This is a genomic window from Bacillus cereus group sp. BfR-BA-01355 (genome assembly GCF_022663675.1).
Lineage (GTDB): Bacteria > Bacillota > Bacilli > Bacillales > Bacillaceae_G > Bacillus_A > Bacillus_A thuringiensis_S.
This window is the reverse complement of record NZ_JAKUFY010000032.1, coordinates 15,964-30,775: the sequence shown is the minus strand read 5'-3', so window position 1 is coordinate 30,775 and position 14,812 is coordinate 15,964. Positions and strand designations below refer to the sequence as shown.

The window sequence follows — 14,812 nt, the reverse complement described above, 5'->3', positions numbered from 1 at the left end:
ATACGCTCATCCTTTATATAAGCAATAGTTATGCCAACTTTACATTGTTGATAAGTAAATGTGCGGAGAACCCTATTACATAAGCGAAAAAATATTTTTAAGCGTTGTATGAAATCAATACTTAACATTATATTCATTACTTTTTATATATGTAAACGCTCTTTTATTCGTGCAAACACACAAAAACCGCCGATTATTCGGCGGTTTTGTCGTACTTGCTCAGTTTATATTGAAGCGTTTGACGAGGGATACCTAACATTTTTGCGGCTTGTAATATATTCCCTTCCGTTTCAATCAACGCTTGATCTATTAATTCTTTTTCTGTTTGATGAAGTGCTTCTCTAAGTGGCAATATGCTCTTCTTCTTCGGAAGATTCTCTTTCCGAAATGTACGCGGTAAACAATTAGCTGTTAATGTATTACCTTCTGCAATTATGACAGCATGTTCAATCGTATGTTTTAACTCCCGGACATTTCCAGGCCACTGATAAGCTTGCAGTCTATCTTTCGCTTCCTCATCAATTTGAAGTACACCTTTTTTATAACTTTTATTATATTCTTTCAAAAAATAAGATGCTAATAATAGTACATCCTCAGTTCTTTCACGAAGCGGTGGGATATATAATGAAAATACGTTTAAGCGATAATATAAATCAGTGCGAATTTTATTCTCTCGTAAACATATTTCTGGAGGCTGGTTCATTGCGGTAATAACGCGAACATCTACTTTTCTCGTCTTATTATCACCAATTCTTCTAATGACTCCATCTTCTAACACTCGTAACATTTTTGCCTGCAAATCAAGAGGCATTGAATTCAGTTCATCTAAAAATAATGTACCACCATCAACAAGTTCAAATAGCCCAGCTCTTTCAATCGCTCCTGTATAGCTTCCTTTTGTCGTTCCAAACAATAAACTTTCTAATAACGACTCTGGTAAAGCTGCACAGTTTTGTGCAATAAATGGCTTGTTTTTTCTTTTAGAAGCTTCATGAATTGCTTGTACGAACAGTTCTTTTCCTGTTCCTGTTTCACCATATATTAAAACATTTGCGTCTGTTGGTGCTACTTTTTGTGCTAGCTCTTTCGTCTGTTTAAACCGCGTATCATTTGTCACTATCGTCTCAAATGCAGCATGCTTTTTAATCAATTTTTTTCTAGATGACCGTTTTATTTTCGACTGTAAATCAACAATTGTGTCAGTAAGTTTTTGAATTGTAGAGTAATCCTTTGCAATTTCAACAGCCCCGGCAATATTCCCATCTATAAAAATAGGTAACGTCGTATTTACTGTACAAACATCTTCACCATTTAAATTTTGATAATGCTGTACTTGATGTACGATAGGTTTTTTTGTATCTAATACTTTCATCAATGTACTCGTTTCCCTTGATAAAGACGGGAACACTTCTAACAAATGCTTCCCTAACACTTTTTCAATCTTGGATCCATCGTGTTTTGCAGCTACAGAGTTATAAAATATTGTAATTCCATTTTCATCTACAGCGTGTATAGCCTCATCAATGCTGCCCAAAATCGCTTCAATGACTTCTTGTGTCGAAACTGCTAGCAATGTCATCCCCCCTTTTGCCGAAAATCCAGCAATTACATGCCGAATTTTCGGCATACCTATGTGCGATTGTAAGCATGACGATTCCGTTCTATAATTTTGATCAATTTTATATTTTAATTAGTACGGCTTTTTCGAACACCCAGCTCCACCTAACTATTTTGCTTTACAGCCGAATTTTGAGGCGGAATTTTTACTGCTTTCGAATAGCTAGATAAATCTTTCACCCATATATTCATATCTTCCAACTTATCGAAAATGTAGCAATTATTCGCCAGTCTTCCTGTATACGTATAGCCTAATTGATGAAATGCAGCATTCATTCCGAAAGAAAGCGATCGAGCAATTGTATAGGAACAGAAAATAGATTTTTCTCGGAGCTCTTCCTCTAATTTAATTAGTAAACTTTTCATAAATCCATGTTTACGATATTCAGGTAAAGTAGCACAATTTGTTAATTCTGCATTCCCTTCTTTTATATTCATTTCTGCAGATGCTGTACTAATAATTTCCCCCTCAAATTCATACACGTAGTAAATTGTATCGTCTTCTTTCATCGTCTGTAATACATAACTCGCTTCATTTAAAGGTGTCGGATACACTTCAAATACTTTTCCGAATACAGTTGCTAATTCTTCTGCATCTTCTTCAGTCGCTTTTCTCAGCAGAAATTTCTCTGGAACTACTTTTTCTTTTATTTCTTTTCCTTTTACACCGCTTAATATAGTATCTTCCTCAGTCCAATGCATACTATTTCGTCTTTCATCATTATTATATTTCACAAAAAAGTATGCATCGTGTCCTTGAAAATAATGAGGTATCGTTGCTTCCAACAAAAAACCGAAAGAGAGCCATGTTGAAACATGCTCTCCCTTTCCTTTAATAATACATTTAGTGAAAGAATGTTTCTCTGCTAGTTCGTCAATTGTCTGTATAATACTTTCAACATTTCCTGTATAGTGGTCTACTCGGATACGTTTATTAAAATAATCTAAAACGCCTTCTACTGTATAACAATTCGTCTGTTCTCTAAAAGATTCATAGTATTTCATTTTTTCACCTCACACCAATCTAGTAATGTACATGCAATAATTTTTGCGGCAGCTATCATTTTATCAACTTCTATATACTCGTTTGGATAGTGTGCTACTTTTGTCTCTCCTGGACCAAATACTATAGTTGGTACACCTGAGATTTGTGTAAATAAACCTCCATCAGTCCCCCAAGGAGATGCTTCAATAATTGGTTCGTTCCCTTCGATTTCAACAAAGTTATGATGAAGTGCGGTAATAAGTTCATGATTTTCTTCTAATTCACCAGGAACCCATCTCGCTCCAAACCATTCTACTTCTACTGGATTTTCAACAAACCAATTGTCCACATCATTTAATTCAGCAATCCAATTCTCAAATTCTTCTTTTGCCGCCTCTATAGTCTCATTCGGCGCAACACCGCATCTTCCTTCTAAAATTAATTCATCGGGAACAGAACTTGGCCAACTCCCTCCTTCAATTTTCCCAATGTTAATTGGAATTGGAATCGGAATTCCTTTAAATAACGGATCTGTGATTCGACTATTTCTTTTCTCCTCTAGCTTTCTTACATGTTCTATAACAAACATACTTTTTTCAATTGCACTAACCCCTTCATAACGCGTTCCACCGTGTGCTGCTTTCCCTTTTACACGTAGACGAAACCACATGGAACCTTGTTGTTTCGGGAAAAACTTCATATTAGTAGGTTCTGGAATAATGACACCATCTGCCTTATATCCTCGTAATATAGTTGCTAATGTCCCTGCTCCGCCACTTTCCTCTTCTATTACACTTTGAAAATAGATGTCTCCTTTTAATTCAATGCTAGATTCAATAATCGCTTCCATCGCAAGCATGAGTGCGACATTTCCGCCTTTCATATCCGTCGTTCCACGGCCATATATACGATTTCCTATTCTCTCACCACTATAAGGATGATGTTCCCACTGATTCACATCCCCTTCCGGAACTACATCAATATGCCCATTTAATATCATAGATTTCCCGTCGCCACTTCCTTTTAAAGTTGCTACAATATTTGGGCTATCTGAAAAACTTGTACGGGGTGATACAAAATAAGGATGACCTTTCATTTTAGAAAAAGAAGGCTCCCAAATATCGAGGTCTAAACCTAATTCACGTAATTTTTCAATCACAATCGCCTGCGCACCGCTTTCATCACCAGATACGCTCTTTTCTTGAATTAATCGCTTTAAAAATTTTACACTTTCTTCTTCATGACTCTCAATATAATCACAAACTTGCTTTTTTAATTGCTCCACATATTACATCTCCCTTCATTCAATTACTAGTAAGTTAGAACTAATTTGAAAATCAGCTTCTGTATGTCGTTTTACATCTTCTACTGTGTATGGACTCATTAATTCTTGTAATATAAGTCCACTCGGAGTTACCTCCATGACCGCCATATCAGTAATAATTAAATCTACACATTTCTTTGAAGTTAATGGCAATGTACACTCTGAAACAATTTTTGCATTTCCATACTTATCAACATGATTCATCACAACAACGACCCGCTTCGCTTTTTGTGCTAAATCCATTGCTCCACCAATGCCTGGAACACGTTTTCCAGGTACAATCCAGTTTGCTAAATCACCATTTTCACTTACCTGTAATGAACCAAGAATCGTTATATCTAGCAAACCTTTTCGAATCATACCAAACGCTGTACAGCTATCGAAATAACTCGCTCCTGTTATAAGAGAAGTTGGTAAACCTGCTGCGTTACACAAATTTTCATCTTCATTCCCTTTACTTGGTGTTGGTCCCATTCCGACGATTCCATTTTCCGCATGAAACATAACATTTATATCGTCAGGCAAATGATTTGGTACAAGCGATGGTATGCCAATACCTAAATTTACAATCATGCCATTTTGTATTTCTTTCGCCGCTCGCCTAGCAATCTTATCTCTCACTTCTACGCCCATACCCATTTCCAGTTCACTCCTTCCGACGGTACAATATAATTTACGAAAACACCTGGAACGACGATTTCCTCTGGATCTAAACTTCCTAGCGGGACTATTTCTTCTGCTTCTACAATTGTTATATCCCCAGCCATTGCTACGTGAGGATTCATATTTCGTGCACTTTTGTCAAAAACAAGGTTACCAAACGGATCTGACTTTTTCGCATATACAATTGAAACTTCAGCAGTTAATGCTGTTTCAACTAAATATGTCTTACCATTCATTTCAACCGTTCGTTTTCCCTCTTCCACAATCGTATCAACACCTACATCAACTAAAACACCACCAAGACCAACACCACCAGCACGAATGCGCTCTGCTAATGTTCCCTGCGGAGAAAACTCAATTTGTAATCTTCCCTCGTTTAGTTGCCTTCCTGCATTTGGGTTGGAGCCAATGTGAGAAGTAATTAGTGATTTAACTCTTTCATTTGTAACAAGACGACCGATACCTACATCAGGAAATCCAGTGTCATTTCCAACCAAATTTAAATTTGTAACGCCTTTTTCTAAAATTGCCTGTATTAAAGATGGAGGGGATCCAATCCCTCCAAATCCCCCAAACATTAATGTCATATCATCATGGAACAAAGAAATTACTTCCTCAATTTCTTTTAATTTACCGAATGTATTTGTAATAGTTGTCATGCGATACTATGCCCTCCTTTTTGCATCATCTCTTCCACACTTTTAGAGAAAATTGAAAGTAATTCATCTAACTCGGAATATGTAGTTGTCATTGGCGGTGCTACTAGCAGTGCACTATCTTCTTTTCCTGCTTGCCCTGAAACTGCTTGGTATAAAAGCAGGCCATTTTTAGCTGCAACCGAAATAAGCTCCGACGCTTTTGTAAACGGTTGCAATTCTACTCCAATTAGCAACCCTTTTCCGCGCACATCAGCAATGATTGTCGATTGTTGTTGAACTTTCTGTAAGCCTTTTATTAAATATTCTCCCTTTTCTGCTGTTTTTTCAGGGAGATTATGTTTCTCCATATATTCAATAACAGCTAAAGCCGTTGCTGCAGACAATGGATTTGCACTTAACGTATGACCGCTCATTACTGAACGTGATCCACGTAATATTGGTTCCATAACACGATCACTTACAACTGTCGCTGCCATCGGTGTATATCCCGCTCCTAGCCCTTTACCAAGTGTCATAATATCAGGTTCTACACCCCAATGCTCCATCGCAAACCATGCTCCCGTACGACCAAGCCCAGTCATTACTTCATCCGCAATAAATAAAATATCGTAATGGTTGCAAATATCTTTAATGACTTTATAATAGTCTTTTGGCGGAACAACCGCGCCTCCAGCTGCTCCGATAATCGGCTCAGCAATAAAAGCAGCAATATGCTCTGCACCAATTCTTTCAATTGATCTTTCTAATTCAGTCGCACATGCCAGCTGACAAGTTGGATATACCTTTTGAACAGGACACCTGAAACAATATGGAGCTGGTATAGTCGGATAATCTTCCAAAATAGATACGAAACGTTGTCTACGTAGTGGGTGACCAGACATCGATAACGCACCCATCGTAATACCGTGATAACTCATCCATCTCGATAAAATTTTATGCTTACCTTGAATACCTCGCTCTTGAAAATGCTGAATTGCAATTTTCATAGCTGTTTCATTTGCTTCCGTACCACTATTTACAAAGAAACTCCAGTTCAAATCTCCTACACTTAAATCACTTAACTTCTTCGCTAATTTTTCAGCTGGTTCACTCGTAAACTGTGATCTATAAACAAAAGCAATCTCCTCAGCTTGCTTTTTAATAACGTCTGCAATCTCCTTTACGCCATGCCCAATACCTGCCGTAATTGCTCCTGACGAACCATCAAAATATTTATTACCATTTTGATCATACAAATAAACACCTTTTCCATGTGAAATCATTGGATACGGCTGACCAACAAGTGGTTTAATTAAGTAATCGCGCATAGCGCTCCCCCATTTCTCCAATTTGTATATATATATGAAGAAAATTGACGTTTCTTTCATAAAAAAGAATCCTCTGCAAAAGCAGTGAATTTATCAAAAAACTATTATAAAATATACAAATGAGTGCTTAAAAATACCTATAAAACAGAAAATTCAGAACTTAAAAATGAAGACCAACCCTTTTCTATACGCCCAAGTAACCCTCCCTTTTATATGAAATGACTACATCACCAAATGTTTTTATAGCATAATGCCAGCTGCCCTCAAATGCCGACATTCTGTACACTTCGACGGAACTCCCGTTAAACTCCTTCCTATTATCCTACTTTAAATTGCATATTTTAAAACAAATTTCGACAACGCTACACCTTTCTAATCAGTTCAGATTCATATTTAATATGTAAATTTTTCATTTTTAAACTATAAAAAAAGAACCGATTAACCACATTAATCAGTTCGTCATGACGCTCTCTTATGGGTTAATACTGTCAATTGCTAAAATAAATAGAAAAATCAAGTTTACAAATTCATCCTACAGCCTATAACACAAAACCTTTTCATAACTTCATTCACAATTACTATCAGGATATCCCTATCCCGAAGTGGCACCCCTTTCCTCAGATTCAAACTACCTTTCCTTTATAATTTATGTAGGACAATTATCACTTTGTATGTGTATTTGCCTATAATTAAAAAAAACCCTAGTTTTCTAGCGATTGCTGGACATGTATTCAATATGTTATTGAAATGCACTTTCAATTTGGCATTTATTTTACTTTCGTGCAATCATATGTACTGCTTTACTCTGCAAAATACTCGTAAGCACAAGCACCTCTTTATGACAACATATTTGTTGTAAATTTTTAATTTTCCCCTTTATAAAATCATTTTTTCGCATAACCGCTTTCTTGCTTCGCATATAATTTTAATGATGACAAAGGAGGAATGTTCATGTCTCAATCTGAAATTGAAAAATATGGACAAGAAGTTACGCAATACGAACAGCTCGCACGTTACTATCAGTTTCGTAATCCTAAAAAATATATAGAATTATATATGAAATATTGCGATGCACTTTCAAAACTTGTACAGGCGCATGAAACAAGGGATTCACAAGAAGCTACTTTACCGTCACATATAAGAATTTTTCATGCCGATCCAAATATACCGGCGGTTGACATTTTAGTAAACGGACAAAAAGTTATTAAAAATATTTCATTTAAGCAATTCAGCCCTTATTTATCATTAGTACAAGGTAAATACCGTATAGATATTGTCCCTGTCGGAAATGAAACTCCAATCTTTTCAGCATTGGTACCAATAATGGGAAATCATACTTATACTCTTGCTGCAATAAATAGTGATAATCACCTACAATTACAACCTATACTTGATAATACACATTTACCAGCTGGTCAAGCCAAAATACGCTTTGCACATTTCTCTCCAGATACCCCTGTTGTAAATGTCGATTTAAAAGATGGAGATCATTTATTTGAAAATGTACTCTTTAAACAGATAACAGATTTTTTGCAAGTTAGCCCCGGTACAGCGGATATTGAAATTTCACTCGCAAATAATAAAAACGTTTTATTGACTATACCGAAATTCAATGTTGAACCAAATGTTATTTATACAATTTCAATAGTAGGTTATTCAACTAAAGATCCTAAATTAGAAGCCGTTATACTCACAAATTAAAACAGTCTACACCATTCATTTGGTGTAGACTGTTTATTTTTGAAATGCAATTTGAAATTCTGTCCAATCGTTATCTGATCGACACATAATGGACCCATTATGTTTTTCCACAATTTGTTTACATACAAATAAGCCAATACCAGTTCCTAACTTTTTAGTAGTTACAAACGGTTCAAAAATCGTTTCTACATTTTCAGCTGGAATCATTGGTCCATTATTTTTTATCACAATTCGAATAGCTTGATCTTCTTCAAATACATCAATGATAATTTTTCGTTCTTCTTTCATTGATTCAAGAGCATCAATTGAATTCATTAATATGTTTAAAAATACTTGTCTCACTTCACTTCGATAACCAACAAGCGGAATTGGATACGGTAAATTCTTTTCAATTGAAACATTCGCATTGACCAAACTCGGATATAAGAATTGTATAATGTCTTGAAACAAGTCATTAAGCCAAAACCGTTCCGATTCATTCCACATTTCTTTTTTCGATACGAGTAAAAATTGCGAAATACGAAAATTTAATTGATCTAATTCATGCGAAATAATATCTAAATACGATAAACTCGGATGATCTGCCTTTAATAGTTTGACAAATCCCATAATGGAAGTAAGCGGATTACGAAATTCATGTACAAAACTAGCTGACATTTGCCCTAAAATCGTCAGCCTTTCTTTATGTGTTTCATTAATATATTGCTGTTTTTCCTCTAAATTCTTCGATATAATTTCCGAGTATTTTAAAACGGTATAATAAATTAATTTGTCAAAACAAGTATGTATTTTTGCCATAATTGGTTTCAATTCACGAGCGCTAACATCTAATTCACACATCGCTTCGAAAAGTTCATTTCTTCCCACGTTTGCGTTATAAACAAAATCTCCAATATTCGCATCTGCTCCAGCACGTTCAATAGCAATTTTCTCGCATAACGGTTGAAGATAATTTATATCTTTATCTTCCATAGTAAGTTCGATAATCAACTCTAGTAAATCCTCTCCATTTTGAACTACTTCTAGTTTAAATGGATCTTTTTCGGAAATTATCATTTTGTTTTTCCAGTTCTCTACGAATTGGTGCCTATTGTTTTTCAAGTGTGAACAAAATATTTCTTTAATATCCTTATCGATTGGAAAAACCTCCATTCCCTCCATTTCCATACGACGAATACCCTTTATATTTTGAATATTAACACAAAAAAGATGATTCGTTAATAGATTTTTGTCACATTTTGTTAATTTCTGTTGATAAAATTATTTTTTTCTTTCTTATTTAACTAATTGTATGCAAATACCCTTTTTCCTTCACACATTTTCATTATTTCCGTAGTCAACACGACTTTTTTTTGCATCATTTTTAATTCTTGCGTACAATAGAAAATGAAAGGTGTGAAAAATATGGTAAATAAAAATGTGGAAGATTATCTCCAAGAAGGCATTTACGGCCAAAAGCAAAACAAACCAGAAGAACGTAATATGTATTTAACTACATTACGTGAGCGTGTAGAAATCGCTTTAACGATCGGTCAAGTAATGCAAAGTAATGTATACTCTGAAGTGGCGGGTAGCATGCGCTCTTCTCAATCATTACAACTCCTCCTAAATGGTGGCATTGCTTACCCACATTTATCAAAATACATTAAATTAGCAAACGAAAAAAATGTTCCTTTTACAATTGTTCAAAATAAAGATACAAAAACACCAATCGGTTTAGTATTAACTCATGCTACTGCTGTAGATAAAGAACAAATTTATGTAGAAGATACTATTTTCAAACAAGAAATGAAGTAAAAGTTACACTTAATTAAATAGTTACTAGAAGCGTAAAAAACGAGTATGGAATCGTAAACATTTCCTACTCGTTTTTTTAGCGCAAAGTTTAAGTTTTTCTAATTTATTTTTTAATACATACTAATTTCATTTCTGTCATTTCTTCTATTGCATATTTAATTCCTTCGCGCCCCGTGCCACTTTCTTTCACACCACCATAAGGCATATGATCTACTCTGAACGTTGGAATATCATTAATCATGACACCACCAACCTCTAACTCATCGATTGCACGCATTGCTTTAAATAAATTATTTGTAAATACTCCTGCCTGTAAGCCGTAACGCGAATTATTTACTTGCTCAATCGCTTCATCAAATTCTTTAAATGTATTTACTGTCATGAGTGGACCGAATACTTCTTGGCACTGCACAGATACATGATTTGGAACATTTGTTAATACAGTCGGTTCAAAAATTCTTGCATCCCGCTTCTTACCACCGTGTAAAATAGTTGCTCCTTCCTTGATTGCTTCTTGAACCCACATATCAATTCGCTCTACATCTTTTTTTGAAATTAAAGCTGATACATCCGTTTCTTCAAGCAGTGGATCACCAACAACTACTGATTCCATCGCTTTCTTTAGCTTCGAAAGAAATTCATGCATTTTCGTTTCATGTACAAAAACACGTTGTACGGAAATACAAACTTGCCCATTATTAACAAATGCTCCCCATTTTACACGTTCAATGATTTCATCTGTTAACTCTACATCTTCATCAATTATAACAGCAGCATTTGATCCTAGTTCTAACGTAACTCGTTTTAACCCAGCCTTTTGTTTTATTCCGATTCCAACTTTTGGACTTCCGGTAAAAGTAATAGAAGCAACATAATCATTTTTAACGATTGCCTCACCCACCGTGGAGCCAGGACCAGAAATGATATTTAAAGCTCCATTTGGCAATCCTGCCTCTTCAAATAACTCAACTAATGCATAAGATGATAATGGCGTTTGATCAGCTGGCTTTAACACAACTGTATTTCCGGCAGCAATTGCAGGTCCAACTTTATGCGCAACTAAATTTAATGGGAAATTAAATGGTGTAATAGCCCCTATTACACCAATCGGCTTTCGGATTGTATATGCAATACGCCCATCCGCACCAGGTGCGGCGTCTAATGGCAATGTCTCACCATATATACGCTTCGCTTCTTCAGCTGCAAATTTGTATGTTTGAACAGTACGATCCACTTCTCCCCTAGCAGCACGTATTGGTTTTGCAGCTTCTTTTGCAATAATCTCTGCAAATTCTTCTCTTCTTTCATCCATTTTTTGTGCAACCTTCTCTAAAATAATCGCACGATCATATGCGGATAATTTATTCATTTTTGTCATTGCATTTTTTGCAGCAATAACAGCCTCTTTTACATCTTCTTCCGTTCCTTGTGCAATTTCTGCTAATATTTCTTCAGAATATGGTGCGTATAATGGTTTATACGTGTTTACAGATTTCCAATCTCCATTTATATATAAATGCTTTTTCATACTTCTTCTCCTTCCAAATATATGTATACAACAATAATTCACCTAGTGAAAGGTCTGGCTTATGTCATTGTATCATAGCCCCTATCCCTCAAAAAACATTATGCTCAAAAAAACTCTGCTATTTAGCAGAGTTTACGAGCTAATTTGCTCTTGTAATGAAATTTGTTTTTCATCTTCTAAAATAACAATCGATTCTACTATCTTTGTAACTTCCAATCTTTTTATATAGTGTCCATCTAATTCTTTCACACAAAACTTATAATTTTCAATTTCAATGGAATCCTCTTCAGCAATCTCTATATTCTTCGTTAAAATCCAACCACCAATTGTATCAACACCATCATCATCAATCCCTAAACCAAATAACGTATTCACTTCACTAACAAGTACTTTTCCCTCTAGTATCGTCTTCGTTTCACTAACTTGTTGAATTTCTGGCTGCTCATCCGTATCAAACTCATCCTGAATATCTCCAACAATTTCTTCCAGAATATCTTCAACAGTAACAAGTCCAGATGTCCCACCATATTCATCTATCAATATAGCAATATGTGTTCTTTCTTTTTGCATTTTTAAAAACAAATCATGAATTGGGATAGAATCGATAACTAAAATAATTGGTCTCATATATTGCTCTACTGTCTTTTTATTAACAGCTTTATGTTGTACAAACTCAGTAAAAATATCTTTAAAATTCACAAAACCTATTACGTGGTCTTTATCGCCATCAACAACTGGATACCTTGTATATTTTTCACGAGACATTTTTTGCAAAGCTTCTTCAGCAGGCATTTCTTTACTTATAATATTCATTTCGGTTCGAGGTACCATTATTTCTTTTGCAATCCGATCATCAAATTCAAAAATTTTATTTACATATTTATATTCAGATTGATTAATTTCACCATTTTTATAACTCTCTGAAACTAACAACCGTAATTCTTCTTCTGAATGAACCTCATCATGCCCCTTCGGCGGTTTCAACCCTAGCAGCTTCGTAATGATTCGAGCTGAACCATTTAATATCCAAATAAATGGGAATGCAATACGATAAAAGAAAATTAACGGCTTAGAAACAAGCAAACTTACTTGTTCAGATTTTTGAATTGCAAATGTTTTTGGGGCCAATTCCCCTATTACAACATGTAAAAAAGTAATTAAAAAAAATACTAAAATTACAGCAAAAATGTCTGCTAGTTGAGTAGAGATATTCCAATTTGCAAAAAGCGTATCAAACATTTGCTTTAACGCAGGTTTACCAAACCACCCAATTCCTAAAGCTGTAACAGTAATTCCTAGCTGACAAGCAGATAAATATTCGTCTAAGTTTGTAATGACTGTTTTGACCGATGTTGCACGATTATTTCCTTCTGCAATTAAATAGTCAATTCGTGAACTTCTCACTTTAACAATTGCAAATTCTGCTGCAACGAAAAATGCCGTTAAGGCAATTAAAACAATCACTATACTTATACTATATATGTCCAAATACTTTTCCTTACTTACATTGTAAGCAAGGAAGCCACCTCCTACTTAATTATATTCAAGTGAAGTAAGCATTCTAATACTCTAACAAAATTCTACATTAGCAACCACCTTTTTATATATTATATGCATACATAAAAAAGATATTTATCATTATGATAATCTAATTCATTTACACTAGTCAAATTATTCTAAATGTTACGATAAAACATTTTTATTTAAACGAACTATTCTTCTCAACTCAATTTCGTGAAAAAACACTTTCTTTGCCGATTCCACACTTCTTTTGTCGCACTAGAAGGGAACTTACTTCATAGCTCGAAATCATTCAACAGGATATATATAGGAGGGATTATTTTGGAATATAAAACACCATTTATCGCAAAAAAATTAGGTGTTAGCCCAAAGGCTGTTGTCCGGATCGCGCAACAATTAAATCTTACGATAGAAAAAAACAAATATGGCCACTTTATTTTCACACAAGATGATGTCGATCAAATGTTAGAACACCATCTATTTCAAATAGAGCAGTCTCAAAATCCTCAACCTACTCAAAAGGCTTCCTCAAATGAGGTTGAAGAATTAAAAACTCAAGTCAATACAATTGTTCAAAACATATCATCGAATGATTTTGAGCAATTAGCTAATCAATTAAACACTATTACAAGAAGGCTCGATCGAATGGAAGAACAAATGCAAGATAAGGCAAATGATGTCGTCACGTACCAACTTTTACAACACCGTCGTGAAATGGAGGAAATGTTAGAGCGAATTCAAAAGTTAGAAGCTGCGCTAACGAAAGAAGAACCCATTTATATTACTCCTGATTCAAAACCAACATACGAACGAGAAAAGAAACCGAAGCGCCGCAAAATGATTTTTAGTATATTTGGATTATAATTTTTAGACCCTTATTAAAATAATAAGGGTCTTTTTTAATGAAGAGTTATATCTTATAAAAATATTATTCTCTTTATTATACATATTCACTTCGTTTTATTTCGTTAACATAATATTTTTACTGTATTCTGCAATTAATGCCTGTGCATGAGCATTCCCTTGAATCACATCACGAAATTCTTTTAAAGAATACAAATGCGTAACCCCTTTTCGAGCATGAATTCTTACTGGTACACCTTGTAAAGTATCATGAAACTGAAATGGATTATCTATCGGTTCAATTGGAAAACCGAGTGTAAGTAAATACATATACATTCTTTTTGTCACTGCTGCAATGTACCATTCAGCTTTTGTTTCTAACGCATGTATAAATAAAATAGCTGTTAACCTTTTGAAATGTCCTCTCCCACGAGATGTTTTCGAAATACTTAACTTGCCTATTTCATACACATTCTTCAAATCTTTTACTAAATCATTTTTAGAAAACGGATAGAAAAACTCAGAATTTGATTGTTCAGGTACCGTATACTTAATACATTCTACTGTACCAATAGGATGTTCATCTTCTATTAATAAAAATCGTGATGGATTTAAATTACGTTCTACAAACATTAAGTTTCTTTCTTCACAAAAATCTCCCCATAGTTGCTCGAACCCAAAATGTTCTTCCTTTGTTTGAACACGCTGGAACATATTTAACCGCCTTTCCCATCGCCGCTCTGTTTTTGATAACGCTTTCACTATCTATCATATAAGAACAAATCTTCGTATGCAACTAAAAATATTTATGACTTATTATATTCTGCAAAGTGAATTAGATTCCAATTTAATCGACTTTTATCCCGC

General features: G+C 34.6%; 13 protein-coding genes. 3 read left to right on the top strand and 10 right to left on the bottom strand.

Annotation, left to right across the window (positions count from 1 at the left end; translation table 11 throughout):
- Positions 1-193: 193 nt before the first annotated feature.
- The 6 genes from rocR to MR167_RS13205 form a co-directional block, all read right to left on the bottom strand.
- Entirely contained in the window at positions 194-1,579 is a 1,386-nt protein-coding gene (gene rocR, locus MR167_RS13230) for an arginine utilization transcriptional regulator RocR (protein ID WP_014895234.1), read from the bottom strand.
- A gap of 143 nt (positions 1,580-1,722) precedes the next feature.
- Positions 1,723-2,622 carry a putative beta-lysine N-acetyltransferase gene (gene ablB / locus MR167_RS13225; RefSeq protein WP_000878599.1) on the bottom strand — a complete coding sequence of 300 codons (900 nt, stop codon included), beginning with the start codon at positions 2,620-2,622 and terminating at the stop codon, positions 1,723-1,725.
- Positions 2,619-3,887 (bottom strand): peptidase, encoded by a 1,269-nt coding sequence (locus MR167_RS13220; RefSeq protein ID WP_000436696.1) that lies wholly within the window; start codon positions 3,885-3,887, stop codon positions 2,619-2,621. The genes ablB and MR167_RS13220 overlap by 4 nt, the downstream gene beginning before the upstream one ends.
- A gap of 15 nt (positions 3,888-3,902) precedes the next feature.
- Positions 3,903-4,565, bottom strand: coding sequence for a CoA transferase subunit B (locus MR167_RS13215; protein WP_000525278.1), 663 nt, complete (start codon positions 4,563-4,565; stop codon positions 3,903-3,905).
- Positions 4,550-5,248, bottom strand: a complete 699-nt coding sequence (atoD, locus tag MR167_RS13210) for an acetate CoA-transferase subunit alpha (RefSeq protein ID WP_000208111.1) — start codon at positions 5,246-5,248, stop codon at positions 4,550-4,552. Before atoD ends, MR167_RS13215 begins: the two co-directional genes overlap by 16 nt.
- On the bottom strand, positions 5,245-6,555 hold the full coding sequence (locus MR167_RS13205) for an aspartate aminotransferase family protein (protein WP_001205879.1): 1,311 nt from the start codon (positions 6,553-6,555) through the stop codon (positions 5,245-5,247). Before MR167_RS13205 ends, atoD begins: the two co-directional genes overlap by 4 nt.
- 951 nt (positions 6,556-7,506) lie before the next feature.
- Between MR167_RS13205 and MR167_RS13200 the strand changes: the two genes are divergently transcribed.
- Positions 7,507-8,256, top strand: a complete 750-nt coding sequence (locus tag MR167_RS13200; RefSeq protein ID WP_000083279.1) for a DUF4397 domain-containing protein — start codon at positions 7,507-7,509, stop codon at positions 8,254-8,256.
- Between the two features lie 33 nt (positions 8,257-8,289).
- On the opposite strand, the gene MR167_RS13195 is transcribed toward MR167_RS13200, so the two are convergent.
- Positions 8,290-9,423, bottom strand: coding sequence for a BA2291 family sporulation histidine kinase (locus tag MR167_RS13195; protein ID WP_000425087.1), 1,134 nt, complete (start codon positions 9,421-9,423; stop codon positions 8,290-8,292).
- A 237-nt stretch (positions 9,424-9,660) separates the two neighbouring features.
- Here MR167_RS13195 and MR167_RS13190 point away from each other — a divergent pair, with 237 nt between their 5' ends.
- Complete coding sequence (locus MR167_RS13190) at positions 9,661-10,053, top strand: YueI family protein (protein ID WP_000247560.1); 393 nt, start codon at positions 9,661-9,663, stop codon at positions 10,051-10,053.
- A 103-nt stretch (positions 10,054-10,156) separates the two neighbouring features.
- On the opposite strand, the gene MR167_RS13185 is transcribed toward MR167_RS13190, so the two are convergent.
- Both MR167_RS13185 and MR167_RS13180 read right to left on the bottom strand, forming a co-directional pair.
- Positions 10,157-11,581 carry an aldehyde dehydrogenase family protein gene (locus MR167_RS13185; RefSeq protein ID WP_000716437.1) on the bottom strand — a complete coding sequence of 475 codons (1,425 nt, stop codon included), beginning with the start codon at positions 11,579-11,581 and terminating at the stop codon, positions 10,157-10,159.
- Positions 11,582-11,713: 132 nt separating this feature from the next.
- Positions 11,714-13,069, bottom strand: coding sequence for a hemolysin family protein (locus MR167_RS13180; protein ID WP_000356245.1), 1,356 nt, complete (start codon positions 13,067-13,069; stop codon positions 11,714-11,716).
- A 354-nt stretch (positions 13,070-13,423) separates the two neighbouring features.
- Between MR167_RS13180 and racA the strand changes: the two genes are divergently transcribed.
- Positions 13,424-13,966, top strand: a complete 543-nt coding sequence (gene racA, locus MR167_RS13175; RefSeq protein WP_000456012.1) for a chromosome-anchoring protein RacA — start codon at positions 13,424-13,426, stop codon at positions 13,964-13,966.
- 96 nt (positions 13,967-14,062) lie between these two features.
- On the opposite strand, the gene MR167_RS13170 is transcribed toward racA, so the two are convergent.
- The gene (locus MR167_RS13170) at positions 14,063-14,659 is read right to left on the bottom strand and encodes a hypothetical protein (protein ID WP_000487795.1); all 597 of its coding nucleotides are present in this window, start codon (positions 14,657-14,659) and stop codon (positions 14,063-14,065) included.
- Positions 14,660-14,812 lie beyond the last annotated feature (153 nt).